Genomic DNA, 18,120 nt, shown 5'->3' on the forward strand with positions numbered 1-18,120 from the left:
GAGAGGTGGCTGCCGACTAGGGTGAGTAAGGGTAGGCAAACCTAAGGAAGGCGCGGGATGGTCCGGGTGCACGCGAACGGGCTCGACTGGGTACCGGCCGGGGTCGGCGAGACGACCGCCGCGCTGGCGGGGGCGGAGACGGTGGGCGGGCTGGTGGCGGTCGCGTTGGCGGCGCTCGGGGCCGGGGTGCGCGAGCGCGGGGGACCGCTCCCCGCGGGCGGGCCGTTGGCCGTTGAGCGGGCGATCGCCAAGATGGACCCGCTGCCGGTCGACGGGATCGGCGCGGAGGCCGCGATCGCCGAGCTGTCGGCCGTGCTGGCCACCGGGTCCGCCGATCCGGTCGACCCGTGGTGCGCCGCGCACCTGCACTGCCCGCCGCTGGCCGTTGCCGCTGCCGCCGACCTGGTCGCGAGCGTGCTGAACCCCTCGATGGACTCCTGGGACCAAGCGCCCGCCGCGAGCGCGCTGGAACGGGCGTTGACCGACCGCGTGGCCCGGTTGTGCTACCCGCGCGCCGAGCGGCCGGACGCGCTCGTCACCAGTGGCGGCACGGAGTCGAACCTGACCGCGGTCCTGCTGGCCCGGGAGACCCTCGGCCCCGACCTGGTCGTGGTCTGCGGCGACAACTCCCACCACAGCGTCGCGCGCGCCGCCTGGCTGCTCGGGTTGCCCCGCCCCATCACCGTCCCGACCAACCGCGACCGCCTCGACCCCGACCGGCTCGCGGCCACCCTGGCGACCCTCGACCGCCCCGCCGTCGTCATCGCGACCGCCGGGACCACCAACTCCGGTGCCATCGACCCGCTGGCGGCCATCGCCGAGGTCGCTCGCGCGGCCGGGGCGTGGCTGCACGTCGACGCGGCCTACGGCGGCGCGCTGCTGTTCAGCTCCTGCCGCTTGGCCCAGCTCGCGGGCATCGACCAGGCCGACTCCATCGCCTTGGACCTGCACAAACTCGGCTGGCAGCCGATCGCGGCCGGGATGATCGCCTGCCGCGACACCGCGTTGACCGCCAAGCTCGCGACCAACGCCGACTACCTCAACGCCGCCGACGACACCGAGGCAGGCCTGCCCGACCTCCTCGGCCGCTCACTGCGCACCTCCCGAAGGCCAGACGCGTTCAAAATCGCTGTCACCGCCCGCGCGCTCGGCACCGCGGGCCTCGGTGAGCTCGTCGACCGCTGCTGCGACACCGCCACCCAGGTCGCCAGCGCCGTCACTGCGCACCCCAGGCTTCGGTTGTGGGGCGAGCCGTCGCTGTCCACGGTCCTCTTGCGGCCCCGTGCGGCAGACGAGTCCGACGACGGTGACGCTCTTATCGCTTCTGTCCGAAGAGGACTTCTCGACGACGGTATCGCTGTCCTCGGCCGGGCGACCATGCCTGACGCCGATGGCACTTCCCGGCTGTGGCTGAAGCTGACGCTGCTGCACCCCCACGCAACCCCCGAGCACTACCTGCCGCTGCTCGACCTGGTGGCCGACAAGGCGGACCGGTGCCGCTAGACCTGGTCGGAGTCGGCATCGGGCCGGCGAACCTGTCCCTGGCCGCGCTCGCGTCCGGGGTCGACGGCGTGCGCGCGCGGTTCCTCGACCGCGCACCCGCCTTCCACTGGCACCCCGGTCTCCTCATCGACGGCACCACGCTGCAAGTCCCGTTCCTGGCCGACCTGGTCTCCTTGGTGGACCCCACCCACCCGCTGTCATTCTTGGCCTACCTGCGGGACAAGGGCCGCCTGTTCCCGTTCTACTTCGCCGAGCGCTTCCACATCCCGCGCGCCGAGTACGACGACTACTGCCGCTGGGCTGTCAAACGTTTGCCCTCCTGCTCCTTCGGCCAGAACGTGACCGAAGTCCGTTGGTCGGCAGCACAAGAGACATTCGAAGTCATCACCGAGACCGAGACCCTCTTAGCCCGCAACGTCGTCTTGGGCATCGGCACAGAGCCTGTAGTCCCCGACCCGTTGAAGGGCGTAGCCCACCACTCGGCCGACTACCTAGACATCCGCGACAGTCTCTTAGCCCTAGACGACGTCACGATCGTCGGCTCTGGTCAGTCCGGCGCGGAAGTCTTCCTGGACCTCTTACGCAGACGGGGCGGTGGGCTGAGATGGCTCACCCGCACCCCGGCCTTCGCGCCCATGGAGTACTCGAAGCTCGGGCTAGAACAGTTCACCCCGGACTACACCCGGTACTTCTACGACCTCCCTGAACCCGCTCGCGACGCCCTCGTCCCCACGCAGTGGCAGCTCTACAAGGCGATCAGCGCGGACACCATCGCCGACATCCAGAACGAGCTCTATAACCGCACTGTCGGCAGTGGCTGGCCCGATGTGTCTCTTACCCCCGGCGTCGAGGTCACCGCAGCCCGCCCCGAGAAGGCTGGGATCGAGTTGACCCTCCACCACCGACACCAAGGGGTCACGGCCACCGTGCGCACCGACGCCGTCGTCTGCGCCACCGGCTACGCCGAACGTGACGCAGCGGCGTTGCTCGGGCCGCTCCTCGGTCCCCGCGACGCGGCGGGCCGCTTCACCGTCGACGCCGAGTTCCGGGTCGGTCTGGCGCGCGGGATCACCGGGTCGGTGTTCGCGCAGAACGCCGAACGGCACACCCACGGTGTCGGCGCCCCCGACCTGGGTCTGACCGCTTGGCGGTCGGCGACCATCCTCAACGCCGTGACCGGGCGCGCGCCGCACGCGCTGCCCGAGCGCACCGCGTTCACCACGTTCGGGCTCGTGCGGGAGAGAAGGAGGGCGACGTGACGGCTGCTTGGCGGGACGCCGGGGCACTGGTGACGCACAAGATGCTGGGGGAACTCAGCTACGAGGGCCTGCTGCGGCCCGAACCGGAGGGACCCGGTTCGTGGCGGCTGCGCCTCGGCGAGGTCGTCTACCGGTTCCAGGCGCGCCGCGGCGCCTTCGAGTCCTGGGCGGTGCGCCCCGGCACCGCGACCCGCGACGGCGAGCCCGCCGACGACCCGCGCACCCTCGTCGTGGACGCCCGCGCCGAGCTGGGCCTCACCGGCCTGCGGCTGGCCGACGTGCTCGCCGAGCTGACCGCGACCGTCACCAACGAGGCGGCCCGGCTCGGCCACGCGCCCACCGCGGCCGAATTGTCCACCTTGGACTACGACGAGGCCGACGGGCACCTCACCGGCCACCCCAGGTTGGTGCTCAACAAGGGCCGGGTCGGGTTCTCCGCGCACGACCGCGCCAAGTACGCCCCCGAGTCCGGCGCCGGGTTCGCGCTGCCCTGGCTGGCCGTGCACCGCGACCACGCCACCTTCGCCTGCGTCAGCACCCTCACCGAGGAGAAGCTGCTCACCGGCGAACTCGGTGCCGACAAGCTCGCCTCGTTCCGCGCCAAGCTGGCCAACCCCGGCGACTACGTCCTGATGCCGGTCCACCCCTGGCAGCTCGACGAGGTCATCGGCACCCTCTACGCGAAGGAGCTGGCCACCGGCGCGATCGTAGCGGTCGGCGAGAGCACCGACCGCTACCGTCCACACCAGACGGTGCGCACGCTGGCCAACGCCTCGCACCCGAGCAGGCTGGACGTCAAGACCGCGGTCTCGGTGCGCAACACCCTGGTGTACCGGGGGTTGGCGGCCGCGGCGACGCTGGCCGCCCCCGAGGTGACCACCTGGCTGCGCGGCGTGCACGACAGCGACGAGCTGCTGCGCGACCGCTACCGGTTCGACCTGCTCGGTGAGGTCGCCAGCGTCTCGGTGCGCCACCCGCTCTTCGGCGCGGTCGACGAGCTGCCCTACCGCTTCCACGAGACCCTCGGCGCGCTGTGGCGGGACCCGATCCGCACCCGCCTCGCCGACGGCGAGCGCGCGATCTCCTTCGCCGCCCTGCCCTACCGCGGCGCCGACGGCGTGTCGGTGATCGCGCACCTGATCACCGAGTCCGGTATGTCCACCGAGGACTGGATGCGCAGGCTGCTCGACATCTCCCTCACCCCGCTGCTGCACTGGCTGCTCGCCCACGGCGTCGGTTTCTGCCCGCACGGGCAGAACCTGATCCTCGTCGCAGGCAAGCACGGCAGGCCCAAGCACGTCGCCATCAAGGACTTCGCCCAGGGCGTCGACCTGCTCGACGAGCCGCTGCCCGGCTACGACCGGCTCGGCCCAGCCGCGCGCGCCGACATGCTGCGCTGGCCCGCGCACCTGCTGGCCCAGTCCCTGTTCAGCTCGGTGTTCGCCGGTCAGTTGCGCTTCCTCGCCGAGATCCTGGACGAGGACCTCGGCTTCCCCCGGCCCCGGCTGTGGGCTCTGGTGCGCGAGATCGTCTCGGCCTACCGCGACGAGCACCCGGAGACCGCGGCCCGCTTCGACGCCTGCCGGTTGTTCGCCCCGGACGTGGAGCGGGTCTGCCTCAACCGCGAGCACCTCGCGGGCCAGGGCTTCGACAAGGTCGAGCGCGACGACGAGTTCGACGTGCGGTTCGGCCGCGCGCTCAACCCGCTGGCCGCGGCGGACCCGGACGGTGCCTGGTGAGCGTCGAGCACCGCAGACCGGTCGGCCCCCGGACCCTCGCCGAGCGCGCCCAGACCGCCTCGGCGCTCTCCGGCGCGCTGCGCGGTGCCGTGGCGGCGGGGTCGGTGCGCCGCGTCGTGTGCCTGGTGCCCGACCCGCACGCCCGGTTCGCCTCGGTGGAGCTGGCGGCGGACTTCTTCGTCGACAGCGTCCTGACCGGCGGCTACGGGATGTGCGCGTACGTCTTCGGCTGGAACCCGGCGCGCCAGGCGGTGAACGCCTCCGCCGTCGACCAGTTCCTCGGCGGCTACGGCGACCTGCGCATCCGGCCCGACCTCGCGACCCTCACCCCCGACGGCGCCGACACCTGGCTGGTGGTGTGCGACGTCGAGTGGCCGGACGGCCGGTCGATCCCCGAGGCGCCGCGCTCGACCCTGCGCGACCAGGTCGTGATGGCCGAGAAGTTGGGCCTGGTCCCGTCTATCGGTATCGAGCACGAGGTCACCTTCACATCTCCCGACGGCACCCCTCTTACCGGGGGAGGCTTGGACTACGCGGTCGGTGGCCTATCGCCGATCTCTGGGCTGCTATCTGACGTGCGTTCGGCGCTCTATGGCCTCGGGCTGGGTGTGGAGTCCGCGCGCGGCGAGTGCCACCCCGGGCAGTACGAGGTCGTACAGCGCCACCGGGACGCTCTAGCCGCGTGCGACGACGCCATGCTGCACCAACTGGCCGTCCGTCGGGTCGCAGCCGAGCACGGGGTCCGCGCGGGATACCTGGCGGCAGAGTCATCAGGCACCGGTGGGTCCTGCCACGTGCACTTGTCCCTATCGGACCCGTCCGGTGTGTCGCTTATGGCGGGCGCTAAGCCGGGGCAGATGTCGACGTTGTTCGGTCACTTCCTCGCCGGGGTCCTCCGCGCCGCGCCAGACCTCACTGCGTTCTGGGCTCCTACGTGGAACTCTTACGTCCGCCTCCGCACATCGCCGTTCTCGCCTCGCTCGCTGCGCTGGGGGAGCGATGACCGCACCGCCGCTGTCCGGCTCGCTGGGCACGGACCGTCGCTGCGGATGGAGGCCAGGTTCGCGGGCGCTGACGCCCAAGTGCACCTCGTAGTCGCTGCCTTGATCGCGGCAGGGCTGTCCGGTGTGGAGGAGCGGTTGGCGCCGCCGGCCGAGAACAAGCTGGTCGGCGATCTCGCTCGGACACCGTGGGAGGCGTTGCAGCGCTTGAGCACGTCCAAGCTCGCCGTTGCCCTCTTGGGGCAAGAGGTCGTCGACCATCGAGTGGCGATGCTTGGAGAGGAGCTCGACGCGGGCCTAGAGGCGGTCTCCTCCTGGCAACGCGAGCGGGGTGACCTGCGCGCTTAGGGCTTCTCGCGGAAGACGATCCACCGCATGCAGACGTACATGTAGACCCCCTCGCACGCCCCCGCGGCGAGGCGGGCCAGGTGGTAGTCGACGCCGAGGGCGGCCAGCCCGCTGCCGACCCCGAGGATCCAGGCGAGGTAGTTGATCGTCACGACCACGACGTACCTGCCGACCTGCGGCCCGACGTCGGCGTGCGAGCGGAAGTTGAAGGCCCGGTTCAGCACGAAGCTCAGCCCGAACGCCGCGATGTACCCGATCGTGATGCTCACCGGCAGCGGCCAGCCCAGCCCGCTGCGCATGATGGTCAGCAGCCCGATGTCCACCGCGAAGGTGAACCCGTTGATCACCCCGAACCCGAGCAGGCTGGGCGGCACGACCCGGGCCAGCCCGAACGGCAGCCGCCGCACCACCGCCGCCATCAGCGCGGCGAACCGCTCACCGCGTTCCGCCCGCTTGGCGTCCCGAACCGACATGCCGCCATCCTGGCGACACCGGGTGTCCGGTTGCCGTCGTCCAGGCGAACGGCGGTACCGATCGCCCGATCAGGTGGCCACCCGACGCCGAATCGTGATCGCCGAGCCGGGTAAAACAATCAAGCGTGAATGCTTGAAATGCGCCGCCCGCCGTGCCACGGTGAGGTGGTGATCGACCTGTCCGCCCTGCTCGCCGACCTGCGGGCCGAGGGCGCCGAACTGGACGCCGTCGTCGGCGACCGGCCCGCCGCCGACTGGTCCACCCCGACCCCCGCGGCCGGGTGGACGGTGGCGCACCAGATCGCCCACCTGGCCTGGACCGACGAGCGGGCCCTGCTGGCCGCCACCGACCCGGACGCGTTCGCCGCCGAACTCGGCCGGATCACCGACCCCACGGGTTTCGTCGACCGGGGCGCGGCCGAGGGTGCCGCCCTCCCGCCCGCCGACCTGCTGCGCCGCTGGCGAACCTCCCGCGACCGCCTCGCCGCCGCCCTGGACTCCGCCACCGGCAAACTCCCCTGGTACGGCCCCCCGATGAGCCCGGCGTCGATGGCGACCGCGCGGATCATGGAAACCTGGGCCCACGCGGGTGACGTGGCCGACGCCCTCGGCGTGGTGCGGGTGCCCACCAACCGGCTACGACACGTCGCCCACCTGGGCGTCCGCACCCGTGACTTCGCCTACCTGGTGCGCGGCCTCCCCGCCCCCGCCGAGGAGTTCCGGATAGAGCTGAGCGGCCCGGACGGCCTGTGGACGTGGGGTCCCCCGGAAGCGGCTCAGCAGGTCCGCGGCCCCGCCCTCGACTTCTGCCGCTTGGTCACCCAACGAGTGCACCGGGCCAACACCACCCTCACCGCAACCGGCCCCGACGCGGACACCTGGCTCGACATCGCGCAGGCCTTCGCCGGGCCGCCTGGAGCGGGGAGGAGCGAGGCGTGATCCGCATCGGCAACGCGTCCGGGTTCTGGGGCGACCGGTTCGACGCGTTCGACGAGATGGTGACCGGGGGCGAGCTCGACGTCGTCACGGGGGACTACCTGGCTGAGTTGACCATGTTGATCCTGGGGCGGCAGCTCCTCAAGGACCCGGCGGGCGGGTACGTCAAGACCTTCCTGCGGCAGTTGGAGCGGTCCTTGATGACCGCGGTGGACCGGGGCGTCAAGATCGTCACCAACGCGGGCGGGCTGAACCCGGCCGGGCTCGCCGACGCCGTTCGGGAGCTGGCCGCGGCTCGGGGGCTGGACGTCCGGGTGGCCCACGTGGAGGGCGATGACCTGCGCGGACCCGACTTCCCCGGTGCGCTCACCGCCAACGCCTACCTCGGCGCGTGGGGGATCGCCGAGTGCCTGCGGGCGGGTGCGGACGTCGTGGTCACCGGGCGGGTGACGGACGCGTCGTTGGTGGTCGGGCCCGCCGCGGCGCATTTCGGGTGGGGCCGCGAGGACTTCGACCGGCTCGCGGGGGCGACGGTCGCGGGGCACATCCTGGAGTGCGGTGCCCAGGCCACCGGCGGGAACTTCGCCTTTTTCACCGAGCTCGACGCCACCAGACCCGGGTTCCCGATCGCCGAGGTGCGCGAGGACGGGTCGGCGGTGATCACCAAGCACCCCGGCACCGGGGGCGCGGTGACCCGGGAAACCGTGACCGCGCAACTGCTCTACGAGATCCAGGGCGCCGACTACCTCGGCCCCGACGTCACCACCCGGTTCGACACGATCACGCTCACCGACGACGGCCCCGATCGCGTCCTGGTCAGCGGCGTCCAGGGCGCACCACCGCCCGAGCTGGTCAAGGTCTGCGTGAACACCCTCGCCGGGTTCCGCAACAGCGCCACCTTCGTCCTCTGTGGACTCGACATCGAGCGCAAGGCCGAGTTGGTCAAGGAGCAGATCGGTTTCTACGGCGTCACCTGGACGCTGGCCCGCACCGACCACCCCGACGCCGACACCGAGGAGACCGCGAGCGCCCTGCTGCACGGCTCCATCAGCACCTCGGACCCGGTGGTCGCCAAGCAGTTCTCCCGCGCCACCGTCGAACTGGCCCTGGCGAGCTACCCCGGCTTCACCCTCACCGCCCCACCCTCCGACGGCACCCCGATCGGCGTCTACCGCCCGGAGTACGCCGCCCCCTCGGCGGTCCACCACACGGCGGTCCTGCCCGACGGCACCCGCCAGTCCATCCCGTGGACACCGGGCGCACCGGTCGAGCCGCGCGTGGTCGAGACGCGGATGTTCGAGAAGGGCATGGCCGAGTTCGGCTCCACCACCAGGGTTCCACTGGGGACGGTCCTCGGCGCGAGGTCCGGTGACAAGGGCGGTGACGCGAACCTCGGCGTCTGGGTCCGCGACCCCGCCGCCTTCCCCTGGCTGGCGACCGAGCTGACCACCGACCGGCTGCGCGAACTGCTGCCCGAGACCGCGGACCTGCACATCGACCGCCACCCGCTGCCCAACCTCAACGCGGTCAACTTCGTCATCCACGGCCTGCTCGGCCAAGGCGTCGCCGCCTCGACCCGGTTCGACCCGCAGGCCAAGGCCCTGGGCGAGTGGCTGCGCTCCCGGCACGCCGAGGTCCCCGAGGAGCTGCTGTGAACCCGTTCGACACACCGGAACGCCGGGACCTGAGGGCAACCGTCCGCCGGTTCATGGCCGAGGAAGTGTTGCCACACCTGGAAACCTGGGAGCGCGAAGGCGAGTTGCCGCGCTCGCTGCACCGCACCGCGGGCGATATCGGCCTGCTCGGCGTCGCCTTCCCCGAGGAAGTGGGTGGTGGCGGTGGTGACCTCATCGACGCCATGGTGGTGGTCGAGGAGATGCACTACGCGGGTGGCTCCGGTGGTCTCGTCGCGGGCCTGCTGACCTGCGGGATCGCCCTGCCGCACCTGGTCAACGCCGCCAACGCCGACCAGGTCGACCGCTGGGTCCGGCCGACCCTGGCGGGCGGGCTGATCGGCGCCCTCGCCATCACCGAACCCGACGGCGGTTCCGACGTCGCGGGCATCCGCACCACCGCCGTCCGCGATGGCGACCACTACGTCGTCAACGGCGCCAAGATGTTCATCACCTCGGGTGCCCGCGCCGACTTCGTCACCACCGCGGTCCGCACCGGCGGCCCAGGCGCGCACGGGATCTCCTTGCTGGTCATCGAGGCAGGCACACCGGGTTTCACAGTGGACAGACGACTTGAGAAGATGGGCTGGCACTGCTCGGACACCGCCTCACTGTCCTTCGTGGACTGCCGGGTCCCGGTGGCGAACCTGGTGGGCGCGGAGAACACCGGGTTCATTCAGATAGCGGTCAACTTCGTCGCCGAGCGGCTGACCCTTGCCGTACAGGCCTACGCGGCCGCGCAACGGGCCTACGAGCTGACCGTCCAGTGGTGCCGGGACCGCGAGACCTTCGGGCGGCCCCTGATCTCGCGCCAGTCCGTGCAGATGACCCTCGCCGAGATGGCCCGCCGCGTCGATGTCGCCCGCACCTACACCCGGTCCACCGCGGAGAGGCACCTCGCAGGCGCGGACGTCCTGGCCGAGGTCTGCTTCGCCAAGAACACCGCCGTCGAGATGGGGGAGTGGGTCGCCAGGGAGGCCGTCCAGCTGCACGGTGGCCTGGGCTACCTGCGCGAGTCCGAGGTGGAACGGCACTACCGCGACATGCGCATCCTTGCCATCGGCGGTGGGACGACCGAGATCATGACCCTGTTGGCCGCCAAGCGCTTGGGGCTCACCGGGTAACCCTCCCGATCGGGTGGTCTTGCTCGACTAGCGGGTGTCCGAGGTCGAACCATCGAGGACGTGGCCGATCCCAAGGTGTTCTGCCCGCCCCCGGCGGCAGCCGAGACCAACCGCGTCCCCCGGGCGCGCAGCGACCCACCGCGCGCGCTCGCCACCGCGCCGCCGCCCGGCCACCGCGACACCTCCTTCTGCTACCGCGACACCGCGGGCCGGTGGTACCGGTGACCACCGACGCCGACCTGGCCGAACGGCTCTGGGAGGGCATCGCGGCGCGCTGGGCCGGTGACGACCCGATCTCGGCCGCGGCCAGGTACGCGATGCTGCCCCCGGGCAAGCTGCTGCGGCCGCTCCTGCTGCTGCGCAGCACGCTGGCCCTCGGCGGCGCCGTGGAGGACGCCGTCCCCGCCGCGGTCGGGATGGAGTGCGCGCACGTCGGCGGCCTCATCCACGAGGACCTGATCGACCAGAGCGACGCCAGGCGCGGGCGCGCCTCGGTGCACGGCCGCTTCGGCGCGGGGACCGCCGTCGCCACCGGCAACGCCCTGCTGTTCACCTGGTTCGAGGCGCTGGCCGACTCGGGTGTCCCCGCCGACACGCTGGTCGAGGTGATGCGCGTGCAGGCCGACGCGGGCCGCTTGGCGTGCCGGGGGGTCGCGCTGGAGTTGGCGATGGCGCTGGAGACCGACCTGCCGGTGTCGACCTACCTGGAGATGGTCCACTACAAGACCGCGGCCATGACCGCGGCCGCCTGCCGGGTGGGTGCCCTGCTCGCCGGGGCGGGTCCGCAGCGCACCGCCGCCCTCGCCGGGTTCGGCGAGGCGCTGGGCATGGCGACCCAGATCCGCGCCGACCTCGCGCCGCACCGCCCGCACGGCGACCAGGTCGGCGCCCCCAGTTCGCGCCGCCCGACGCTGCCGCTGCTGCTCACCCAGCACCGCGGCCAGGTCCTCATCGACGCCGTGCACCAGGCCACCGACCTCGCCGAGCACTACGTCGACCGCGCGCACGCCCACCTGGCGCAGATCCCGGACAGCCCGCACCGGCGGGCCCTGGAGGCCTGGACGCACGCCGACCCGCTCCCCGGGCCCCGGTCGAGCCAGGACCACTAGCGAAACAATCAAGCGTGCATGCTTGAAAAGCCCGACCGCCCGTGCCACGGTGGAGCGGTGACAGTGCTGCGCTCCTCGGTCGACCCCGGCACCGCCGAGTTCCAGGCGAACCGCGAGGGCATGCTGGCCAGGCTCACCGAGATCGCCGCCGAGCACGCCAAGGCCGTCGCGGGCGGCGGCGCGAAGTACCTGGCCCGCCACCGCGAGCGCGGCAAGCTGACCGCCCGCGAACGGGTGGAGCTGCTGCTGGACCCCGACTCGCCGTTCCTGGAGCTCTCCCCGCTCGCCGCCTGGGGCACCGACTTCGCCGTCGGCGCCAGCCTGGTCACCGGGATCGGCGTCGTCGAGGGCGTCGAGTGCCTGGTCAACGCGAACGACCCGACGGTCAAGGGCGGCGCGATCAACCCGTGGGGCATGCGCAAGGGCTTCCGCGCCGCCGACATCGCCGCGCAGAACCGGCTGCCGACGATCAACCTCGTCGAGTCCGGCGGTGCCGACCTGCCCACCCAGAAGGAGATCTTCATCCCCGGCGGGCGCACCTTCCGCGACCTCACCCGCTCCTCAGCGGCGAAGATCCCGACCATCGCCCTGGTCTTCGGCAACTCCACCGCGGGTGGCGCCTACCTGCCCGGCATGTCCGACCACGTGGTGATGGTGCGCGAGCGGGCCAAGGTGTTCCTCGGCGGCCCGCCGCTGGTCAAGATGGCCACCGGGGAGGACGCCGACGACGAGTCGCTCGGTGGCGCCGAGATGCACGCCCGCGTCTCCGGCCTGGCCGACCACCTCGCCGAGGACGAGCGCGACGCGATCCGCCTCGGGCGCCGCGTCGTGGCCCGGCTGAACTGGCGCAAGCACGGCCCCGCGCCCGCGACCGACTACGCCGAGCCGGTGCACGACCCCGAGGAGCTGCTCGGCATCGTGCCCACCGATCTCAAGGTCCCGTTCGACCCGCGCGAGGTCATCGCCCGGATCATCGACGGCTCCGACTTCGACGAGGTCAAGCCGCTCTACGGCACCAGCCTGGTCACCGGGTGGGCCCAGCTGCACGGCTACCCGATCGGCATCCTTGCCAATGCCAGCGGTGTCCTCTTCAGCGAAGAGGCGCAGAAGGCCACCCAGTTCATCCAGCTCGCCAACCAGACCGACACCCCGCTGCTGTTCCTGCACAACACCACCGGCTACATGGTCGGCAAGGAGTACGAGCAGGGCGGCATCATCAAGCACGGGGCGATGATGATTAACGCGGTGTCCAACTCCCGGGTGCCGCATCTGTCCGTGCTCGTCGGCGCCTCTTACGGCGCGGGGCACTACGGCATGTGCGGACGCGCCTACGACCCGCGGTTCCTGTTTGCCTGGCCTAGCGCCAAATCCGCGGTTATGGGGCCCGCCCAGCTTGCCGGAGTGCTGTCCATCGTCATGCGCCAAGGCGCCGAACGCCGTGGTCAGCCTTACAACGAGGAGCACGACGCAGCGATGCGCGCCATGGTCGAAGGGCAGGTCGAGGCGGAGTCGCTGCCGATGTTCCTGTCCGGGATGCTTTATGACGACGGCATCATCGACCCGCGCGACACCCGCACCGTGTTGGGGCTGTCGCTGTCGGCCATCCATTCCGGACCGGTCGAAGGCACCACCGCCTTCGGCGTCTTCCGGATGTGACCGCCGTGATCCGTTCGCTCCTGGTCGCCAACCGCGGTGAGATCGCTCGCCGGGTGTTCCGCACCGGCCGCGCGCTCGGGCTGACCACCGTCGCCGTGTACTCCGACGCGGATGCCGACGCCCCGCACGTCGCCGAGGCCGACACCGCGGTCCGCCTGCCCGGCGCCGCGCCCGCCGACACCTACCTGCGCGCCGACCTGCTCGTGCGGGCCGCGCTCGACGCCGGTGCCGACGCGGTGCACCCCGGGTACGGGTTCCTCTCGGAGAACGCCGGGTTCGCCCGCGCCGTCCTCGACGCCGGGCTGACCTGGGTCGGGCCCGCGCCGGAGGTCACCGAGCAGATGGGCTCGAAGATCGAGTCCAAGCGGCTGGTCGCGGCCGCCGGTGTGCCGATCCTGACCGAGGTCGATCCGGTGACCGAGGCAGACCTACCGGTGCTGATCAAGGCATCGGCCGGTGGTGGAGGCCGGGGGATGCGGGTTGTGCGCGACCTGGCAGACCTAGAAGCCGAGTTGGCCACTGCTCGCTCGGAAGCTCTATCGGCCTTCGGCGACGCCACCGTGTTCTGTGAGCCCTACCTGAAGACCGGGCACCACATCGAGGTCCAAATCATGGCGGACCAATACGGCACGGTCTGGGCAGTCGGTGAGCGTGAGTGCTCTATTCAGCGCAGGCACCAGAAGGTGGTTGAGGAAGCGCCGTCGCCGCTGGTTGAGCGCACCGGTGGAATGCGCGACAGGTTGCTCGACGCCGCTAAAGCCGCCGCCAAGGCTGTTGGGTACACCGGAGCGGGCACCGTCGAGTTCCTCGCCGACGAGTCCGGCCGGTTCTACTTCCTGGAGATGAACACCCGTCTGCAGGTAGAGCACCCTGTCACCGAGATGGTCACCGGTCTGGACTTGGTCCATCTACAGCTTGCCATCGCCGAAGGTGCACGCCTGCCGGATGAGCCTCCCGCGTCAACCGGGCATGCCATCGAAGTCCGCCTCTATGCCGAAGACCCTGCTAACGACTGGCGCCCACAAACAGGCACCTTGCACCGGTTCGAGATACCGACGGATAGCGTCCGACTCGACTCTGGTGTCGAGGCGGGCTCGGTCGTCGGCGTGCACTACGACCCCATGCTCGCCAAGGTGATCGCGTGGGCTCCGGACAGGGCTACCGCCGCGCGGATGCTCGCGGGTGCTCTTGTCCGGTCTCGCGTCCACGGCGTGCGCACCAACCGCGACCTGCTCGTCCAGGTGCTGCGCCACGACGCGTTCCTGGCGGGAGAAACCGACACCGCGTTCCTCACCCGCCACGACCTCACCGCGCCGCTGCTCGACCCCGACGCCGAGGCGCTCGCCGCGCTCGCCGCCGCCCTGGCCGACGCCGCGGCGAACCGGGCGGGTGCCCGGGTGCTGGGTCGGCTGCCGAGCGGGTGGCGCAATGTCGCCTCCCAGCCGCAGGTCAAGGTGTTCGGCGGGCACGAGGTCCACTACCGGGTGGACCGCGGCGACCTGGTCGGGTTCGGCGGCGTGCGCCTTGTCGAGGCCGGTCCCGATCTGGTTCGGTTGTCGGTCGGGGGTGTGGTGCGCCGCTTCGACGTCGCCCGCGCCCCCGGGTGGTCCTTTGTGGATACAGCGGCGGGCTCGGTCGCGTTCGCCGTCCCGGAGCGGTTCCCCGACCCGGCGGCGCGCGTGGCCGCGGGCTCGCTGCTGGCGCCCATGCCGGGGACGGTCGTGCGGGTCGCAGTCGCCGCGGGGGACCAGGTGGCCGCCGGTCAGGCGCTGCTCTGGCTGGAGGCGATGAAGATGGAGCACCGGGTGGTCTCACCGGTGGCCGGTGTCGTCACCGAGCTGCCGGTAGCCCCAGGTGACCAGGTTGATGTGGGTCGGGTTCTGGCCGTCGTGGAGGAGGGGTCGTGAGTTTCGTCGAGTCCGAGGAACGGCAGGCACTGCGTAAGGCGGTCGGGGACCTGGGGCGCAAGTACGGGCACGAGTACGTGCTCAAGGCCGCACGGTCCGGCGGCCACACCACCGAACTGTGGAACGAGGCGGGTAGGCTCGGCTACCTGGGCGTGAACGTGCCCGAAGAGTTCGGCGGTGGGGGAGGCGGCATCGGCGACCTCGCCGCCGTGTGCGAGGAGTTCGCCTCCGTTGGCGCTTCCTTGCTGCAGATGGTCGTATCGCCCGCCATCTGCGCCACCATCATCGCCCGGTATGGCACCGAGGAACAGAAGCAGCGCTGGTTACCTGGATTCGCTGACGGCACGGTGCGGATGGCGTTCGCGATCACCGAACCGGACGCGGGCTCCAACTCCCACCGCATCACTACGACCGCCCGCCGTGAAGGGGACGAGTGGCTCATCACCGGTCGTAAGGTCTACATCTCGTGCGTAGACGAGTCGCAGGCTGTCCTGGTCGTTAGCCGCACCGAGGACGCGAAGACCGGCAAGCTCAAGCCGGTGCTGTTCATCGTGCCGACCGACGCGCCCGGGGTCACCTACCAGCGCATCGAGATGGACATCGTCTCCCCCGACTACCAGTTCAGCGTGTTCCTCGACGACGTGCGGCTCCCGTCGGACGCTTTGGTCGGCTCCGAGGACGCCGCGCTGATGCAGCTGTTCGCGGGCCTCAACCCAGAGCGGATCATGGCCGCGTCCTTCGCCATCGGCATGGGCCGCTTCGCGCTGGACAAGGCCGTCGAGTACGCCAAGACCCGGCAGGTGTGGAAGGAGCCCATCGGCGCCCACCAGGCCGTCGCGCACCCGCTCGCCCAGGCCAGGATCGAACTGGACCTGGCCAAGCTGATGACCCAGAAGGCCGCCTGGCTCTACGACTCCGGCGACGACATGGCCGCGGGCGAGGCGGCGAACATGGCCAAGTACGCCGCGGGCGAGGCCGTCGTGCGCGCCGTCGACGCCGCCGTGCAAACCCACGGCGGCAACGGTCTGGCCAGCGAGTACGGTCTCGGTGCGCTCGTCGCGGCGTCCCGGCTGACCCGGATCGCCCCGGTGAGCCGCGAGATGATCCTGAACTTCATCGCGCAGTTCACACTGGGGCTGCCCAAGTCTTACTAGAGGAGGACCGGCGTTGGGTGAGGCAGTCCGCGAACCGCGCCAAGACCGCAGCCGGGCCACCCGCCAGCGGCTGCTGGAGGCGGCGGTGGACTGCCTCGCCGAGGTCGGGTGGACCGGGAGCACGGTCGCCGTGGTCGCCGAGCGCGCGGGCGTCTCCCGGGGCGCCGCGCAGCACCACTTCCCGACCCGCGAGGACCTCTTCACCGCCGCGATCGGCTACGTGACCGACCAACGGCTGGCGTTCCTGCGCTCAGCGCTGCCCACCCTCCCCCCGGGCCAAGACCGCACGCGGTTCGTGGTCGAGGCCATTGGCGAGATGTACGCGGGCAAGCTGTTCAAAGCCGCCCTGCAGCTCTGGGTCGCCGCGGCCTCGGACGAGCAGTTGCTCGCCCAAGTGGTGCCGCTGGAGGCCAGGGTGGGTCGGGAAGCGCACCAGTTGACCGTGTTCGCCCTGGGAGCCGACGAGGCGGTCCCCGGTGTGCGGGAGGCCGTTCAGGCGACCCTGGACCTCGCCAGGGGCCTCGGTTTGGCCAACCTGCTCACCGACGACACCAAGCGCAGGCGGCGCGTGCTCGGTGAGTGGGCGATCGTCTTGGGCAGGACCCTGGACGGGTAGGCGCGCCACCGGTAGCCGTGGGTAGGCGGCCGGACGCGCCAGTGGTATGTCCGGTGAATAGCGCAGCTTCTTCCCACGTCGGGAAACGCCCTGGTAACGGCGCTAGCGTGAGCGGCCGACCGGGGAGGCGATCCATGAAGAAGGCGGGCCTTGTCGCACTGGCGATAACTCTGTTGGCGGGCTCTACCGCGGGGGCGGACCCGGTAGGGGCACCGACGTACCGGGAGTGGGCGGGGACTGGGATCGCCACGACCGAAGGGCTGTTCAACGGCCTGTCCGAGTCGGTTACCCGTAGCCGGACCAAGATAATCGGCTCTTACGACACCACCGGTAGCCCTACGATCACTCCTCGCGCGAACTGCGTCGTCCCGCGGACCCACACGATCGCCGCCAAGGACGGGTGCCTGCAGTTCGCCCGAGCCGGGACGTACAACACCATCACCGAAGACGCCGTGTACTTCCCCATCGGGCTCGCGCCCATCACCTACGCGGCCGCCGAGAACACGATCGTCCCGAAGGACCTGCACACGCAGTACCTGGGCGCTCTCTATAAGTGCCAGATCCCGGACTCGCCCTACCAGCCGCTGTTGCCCCGGTACGGGTCCACCGTGCGCACCGAGTTCATCCGGACGATGTTCTGGAACGTCTCCGACGGACCAGACTTCACGACCAGATTCCCGTGCATCAAGGACACGGTCAACGGCGTCCCGATCGAGGAGAACAACGGCGCGCAGTTGACGCTGCCCAACCAGTTGATCCCCTACGGCGTGCCCGGCTACCTGGCGCAACTCAACGGTCTTGTCCCCGGCAACAACGGTGGCGCCGGGATCGGACGATTGGACGAGATCTCCAGCGTCCGGATAGACCCAGCGATCCCTGTTAGCGCCATCAGCTACGTCACGCACGAGAGCGGCAACCGAGACCTGACAGATGCTCAGCTAAAGAGGATCTACACCTGCCTGGACCCCTCTTACAGTCCCGTGCTGCCCCAGTACGGATCGTGGGTGCGGCAGGGGTTCTTGGCCAAGGTCGGTATCCCGGACGGACCCGACCTGTCGACGACCTACCCCTGCGTGCGCGACCAGGGTGTGGAGCACGACGACGCGACTGTGCTGACCCGGCCGGGCGCGATCGTCCCGTTCTCCGTCCAGTCCTATGTGGACCAGGTCAACACCCTGTTCGACGACACCAGGACCCGGACCCTGATCGGTCGGATAGGCGGGGTCAACCCGGTGGCTGGCAAGCGGACCCACCTGGGCCACGGCGTCTACGCGGTGGTGCCCAAAGCGCTTGCGACCAAGGCGGCGCCAGTCTTCGGTGAGGGCGGTCTGGTGTGCGCGCGGGGCGCGGTGCTGCGCTACTGGGGCTTCGTCGACGAACTCGGCTGCGGCCGCCCGTTCCCCGGCTCGCTCGACCCCAGGGCCCACCTGCCCCGGGGATGAGGGTGGTTCCCGGTCCGGGCAAGGGACACCGGGCCGGGAACCGCCGTCGGGCCGGTGTCGCGACCGGACTCGCGCGGCCGTTCGGGGTGTCGCGGCCGGACTCCGTGGAGTCCGGCCGATCTTGTCGGTACGGTCGTCGATGACTGACGCGCGCCACCGGGCCCACACCCCCGCGAGGAC

The 18,120-nt window shown here is 71.0% G+C and carries 15 protein-coding genes; 14 read left to right on the forward strand and 1 reads right to left on the reverse strand.

Features of this window, described 5'->3' with window-relative positions:
* The first annotated feature begins 57 nt into the window (after positions 1-57).
* The 4 genes from LV75_RS00950 to LV75_RS00965 are packed head-to-tail and all read left to right on the forward strand — an operon-like array spanning position 58 to position 5,850.
* Positions 58-1,503: a pyridoxal phosphate-dependent decarboxylase family protein gene (locus LV75_RS00950; RefSeq protein ID WP_253884630.1), complete on the forward strand. Its 1,446-nt coding sequence runs from the start codon at positions 58-60 to the stop codon at positions 1,501-1,503.
* The gene (locus LV75_RS00955) at positions 1,494-2,762 is read left to right on the forward strand and encodes a lysine N(6)-hydroxylase/L-ornithine N(5)-oxygenase family protein (RefSeq protein ID WP_253884631.1); all 1,269 of its coding nucleotides are present in this window, start codon (positions 1,494-1,496) and stop codon (positions 2,760-2,762) included. The genes LV75_RS00950 and LV75_RS00955 overlap by 10 nt, the downstream gene beginning before the upstream one ends.
* 41 nt (positions 2,763-2,803) lie before the next feature.
* On the forward strand, positions 2,804-4,501 hold the full coding sequence (locus LV75_RS00960) for an IucA/IucC family protein (RefSeq protein WP_253884996.1): 1,698 nt from the start codon (positions 2,804-2,806) through the stop codon (positions 4,499-4,501).
* Complete coding sequence (locus LV75_RS00965) at positions 4,498-5,850, forward strand: type I glutamate--ammonia ligase (protein WP_253884632.1); 1,353 nt, start codon at positions 4,498-4,500, stop codon at positions 5,848-5,850. The genes LV75_RS00960 and LV75_RS00965 overlap by 4 nt, the downstream gene beginning before the upstream one ends.
* Here LV75_RS00965 and LV75_RS00970 read toward each other — a convergent pair.
* Positions 5,847-6,323, reverse strand: coding sequence for a GtrA family protein (locus LV75_RS00970; RefSeq protein WP_253884633.1), 477 nt, complete (start codon positions 6,321-6,323; stop codon positions 5,847-5,849). The genes LV75_RS00965 and LV75_RS00970 overlap by 4 nt on opposite strands.
* Positions 6,324-6,491: 168 nt before the next feature.
* On the opposite strand from LV75_RS00970, the gene LV75_RS00975 reads away from it, so the two are divergent.
* The 10 genes from LV75_RS00975 (at position 6,492) to LV75_RS01020 (ending at position 17,940) form a co-directional block, all read left to right on the forward strand.
* Entirely contained in the window at positions 6,492-7,262 is a 771-nt protein-coding gene (locus LV75_RS00975; protein WP_253884634.1) for a TIGR03084 family metal-binding protein, read from the forward strand.
* Positions 7,259-8,914, forward strand: coding sequence for an acyclic terpene utilization AtuA family protein (locus tag LV75_RS00980; RefSeq protein WP_308210817.1), 1,656 nt, complete (start codon positions 7,259-7,261; stop codon positions 8,912-8,914). The genes LV75_RS00975 and LV75_RS00980 overlap by 4 nt, the downstream gene beginning before the upstream one ends.
* A complete protein-coding gene (locus LV75_RS00985; RefSeq protein ID WP_308210818.1) occupies positions 8,911-10,056 on the forward strand; it encodes an acyl-CoA dehydrogenase family protein in 1,146 nt (381 codons plus the stop codon). Before LV75_RS00980 ends, LV75_RS00985 begins: the two co-directional genes overlap by 4 nt.
* Before the next feature lie 60 nt (positions 10,057-10,116).
* Positions 10,117-10,281 carry a hypothetical protein gene (locus LV75_RS00990; protein ID WP_253884635.1) on the forward strand — a complete coding sequence of 55 codons (165 nt, stop codon included), beginning with the start codon at positions 10,117-10,119 and terminating at the stop codon, positions 10,279-10,281.
* Positions 10,278-11,165, forward strand: coding sequence for a polyprenyl synthetase family protein (locus LV75_RS00995; protein ID WP_253884636.1), 888 nt, complete (start codon positions 10,278-10,280; stop codon positions 11,163-11,165). The genes LV75_RS00990 and LV75_RS00995 overlap by 4 nt, the downstream gene beginning before the upstream one ends.
* Before the next feature lie 57 nt (positions 11,166-11,222).
* Positions 11,223-12,821, forward strand: a complete 1,599-nt coding sequence (locus tag LV75_RS01000; protein ID WP_253884637.1) for an acyl-CoA carboxylase subunit beta — start codon at positions 11,223-11,225, stop codon at positions 12,819-12,821.
* A 5-nt stretch (positions 12,822-12,826) separates the two neighbouring features.
* Positions 12,827-14,728 (forward strand): acetyl/propionyl/methylcrotonyl-CoA carboxylase subunit alpha, encoded by a 1,902-nt coding sequence (locus LV75_RS01005; protein WP_253884638.1) that lies wholly within the window; start codon positions 12,827-12,829, stop codon positions 14,726-14,728.
* A complete protein-coding gene (locus tag LV75_RS01010; protein WP_253884639.1) occupies positions 14,725-15,882 on the forward strand; it encodes an acyl-CoA dehydrogenase family protein in 1,158 nt (385 codons plus the stop codon). Before LV75_RS01005 ends, LV75_RS01010 begins: the two co-directional genes overlap by 4 nt.
* 13 nt (positions 15,883-15,895) lie before the next feature.
* A complete protein-coding gene (locus LV75_RS01015; RefSeq protein ID WP_253884640.1) occupies positions 15,896-16,498 on the forward strand; it encodes a TetR/AcrR family transcriptional regulator in 603 nt (200 codons plus the stop codon).
* Between the two features lie 134 nt (positions 16,499-16,632).
* Complete coding sequence (locus LV75_RS01020) at positions 16,633-17,940, forward strand: hypothetical protein (protein ID WP_253884641.1); 1,308 nt, start codon at positions 16,633-16,635, stop codon at positions 17,938-17,940.
* Positions 17,941-18,120: the final 180 nt, after the last annotated feature.

This window comes from Actinokineospora diospyrosa, assembly GCF_024171925.1.
Classification (GTDB): Bacteria; Actinomycetota; Actinomycetes; order Mycobacteriales; family Pseudonocardiaceae; genus Actinokineospora; species Actinokineospora diospyrosa.

What these genes read in the sequence shown, in the direction of transcription:
- LV75_RS00950 (WP_253884630.1), top strand. Translation starts at nt 58, where the DNA reads ATGGTCCGGGTGCACGCGAACGGGCTCGACTGGGTACCGGCCGGGGTC.
- LV75_RS00960 (WP_253884996.1), top strand. Translation starts at nt 2,804, where the DNA reads ATGCTGGGGGAACTCAGCTACGAGGGCCTGCTGCGGCCCGAACCGGAG.
- LV75_RS00970 (WP_253884633.1), bottom strand. Translation starts at nt 6,323, where the DNA reads ATGTCGGTTCGGGACGCCAAGCGGGCGGAACGCGGTGAGCGGTTCGCC.
- LV75_RS01020 (WP_253884641.1), top strand. Translation starts at nt 16,633, where the DNA reads ATGAAGAAGGCGGGCCTTGTCGCACTGGCGATAACTCTGTTGGCGGGC.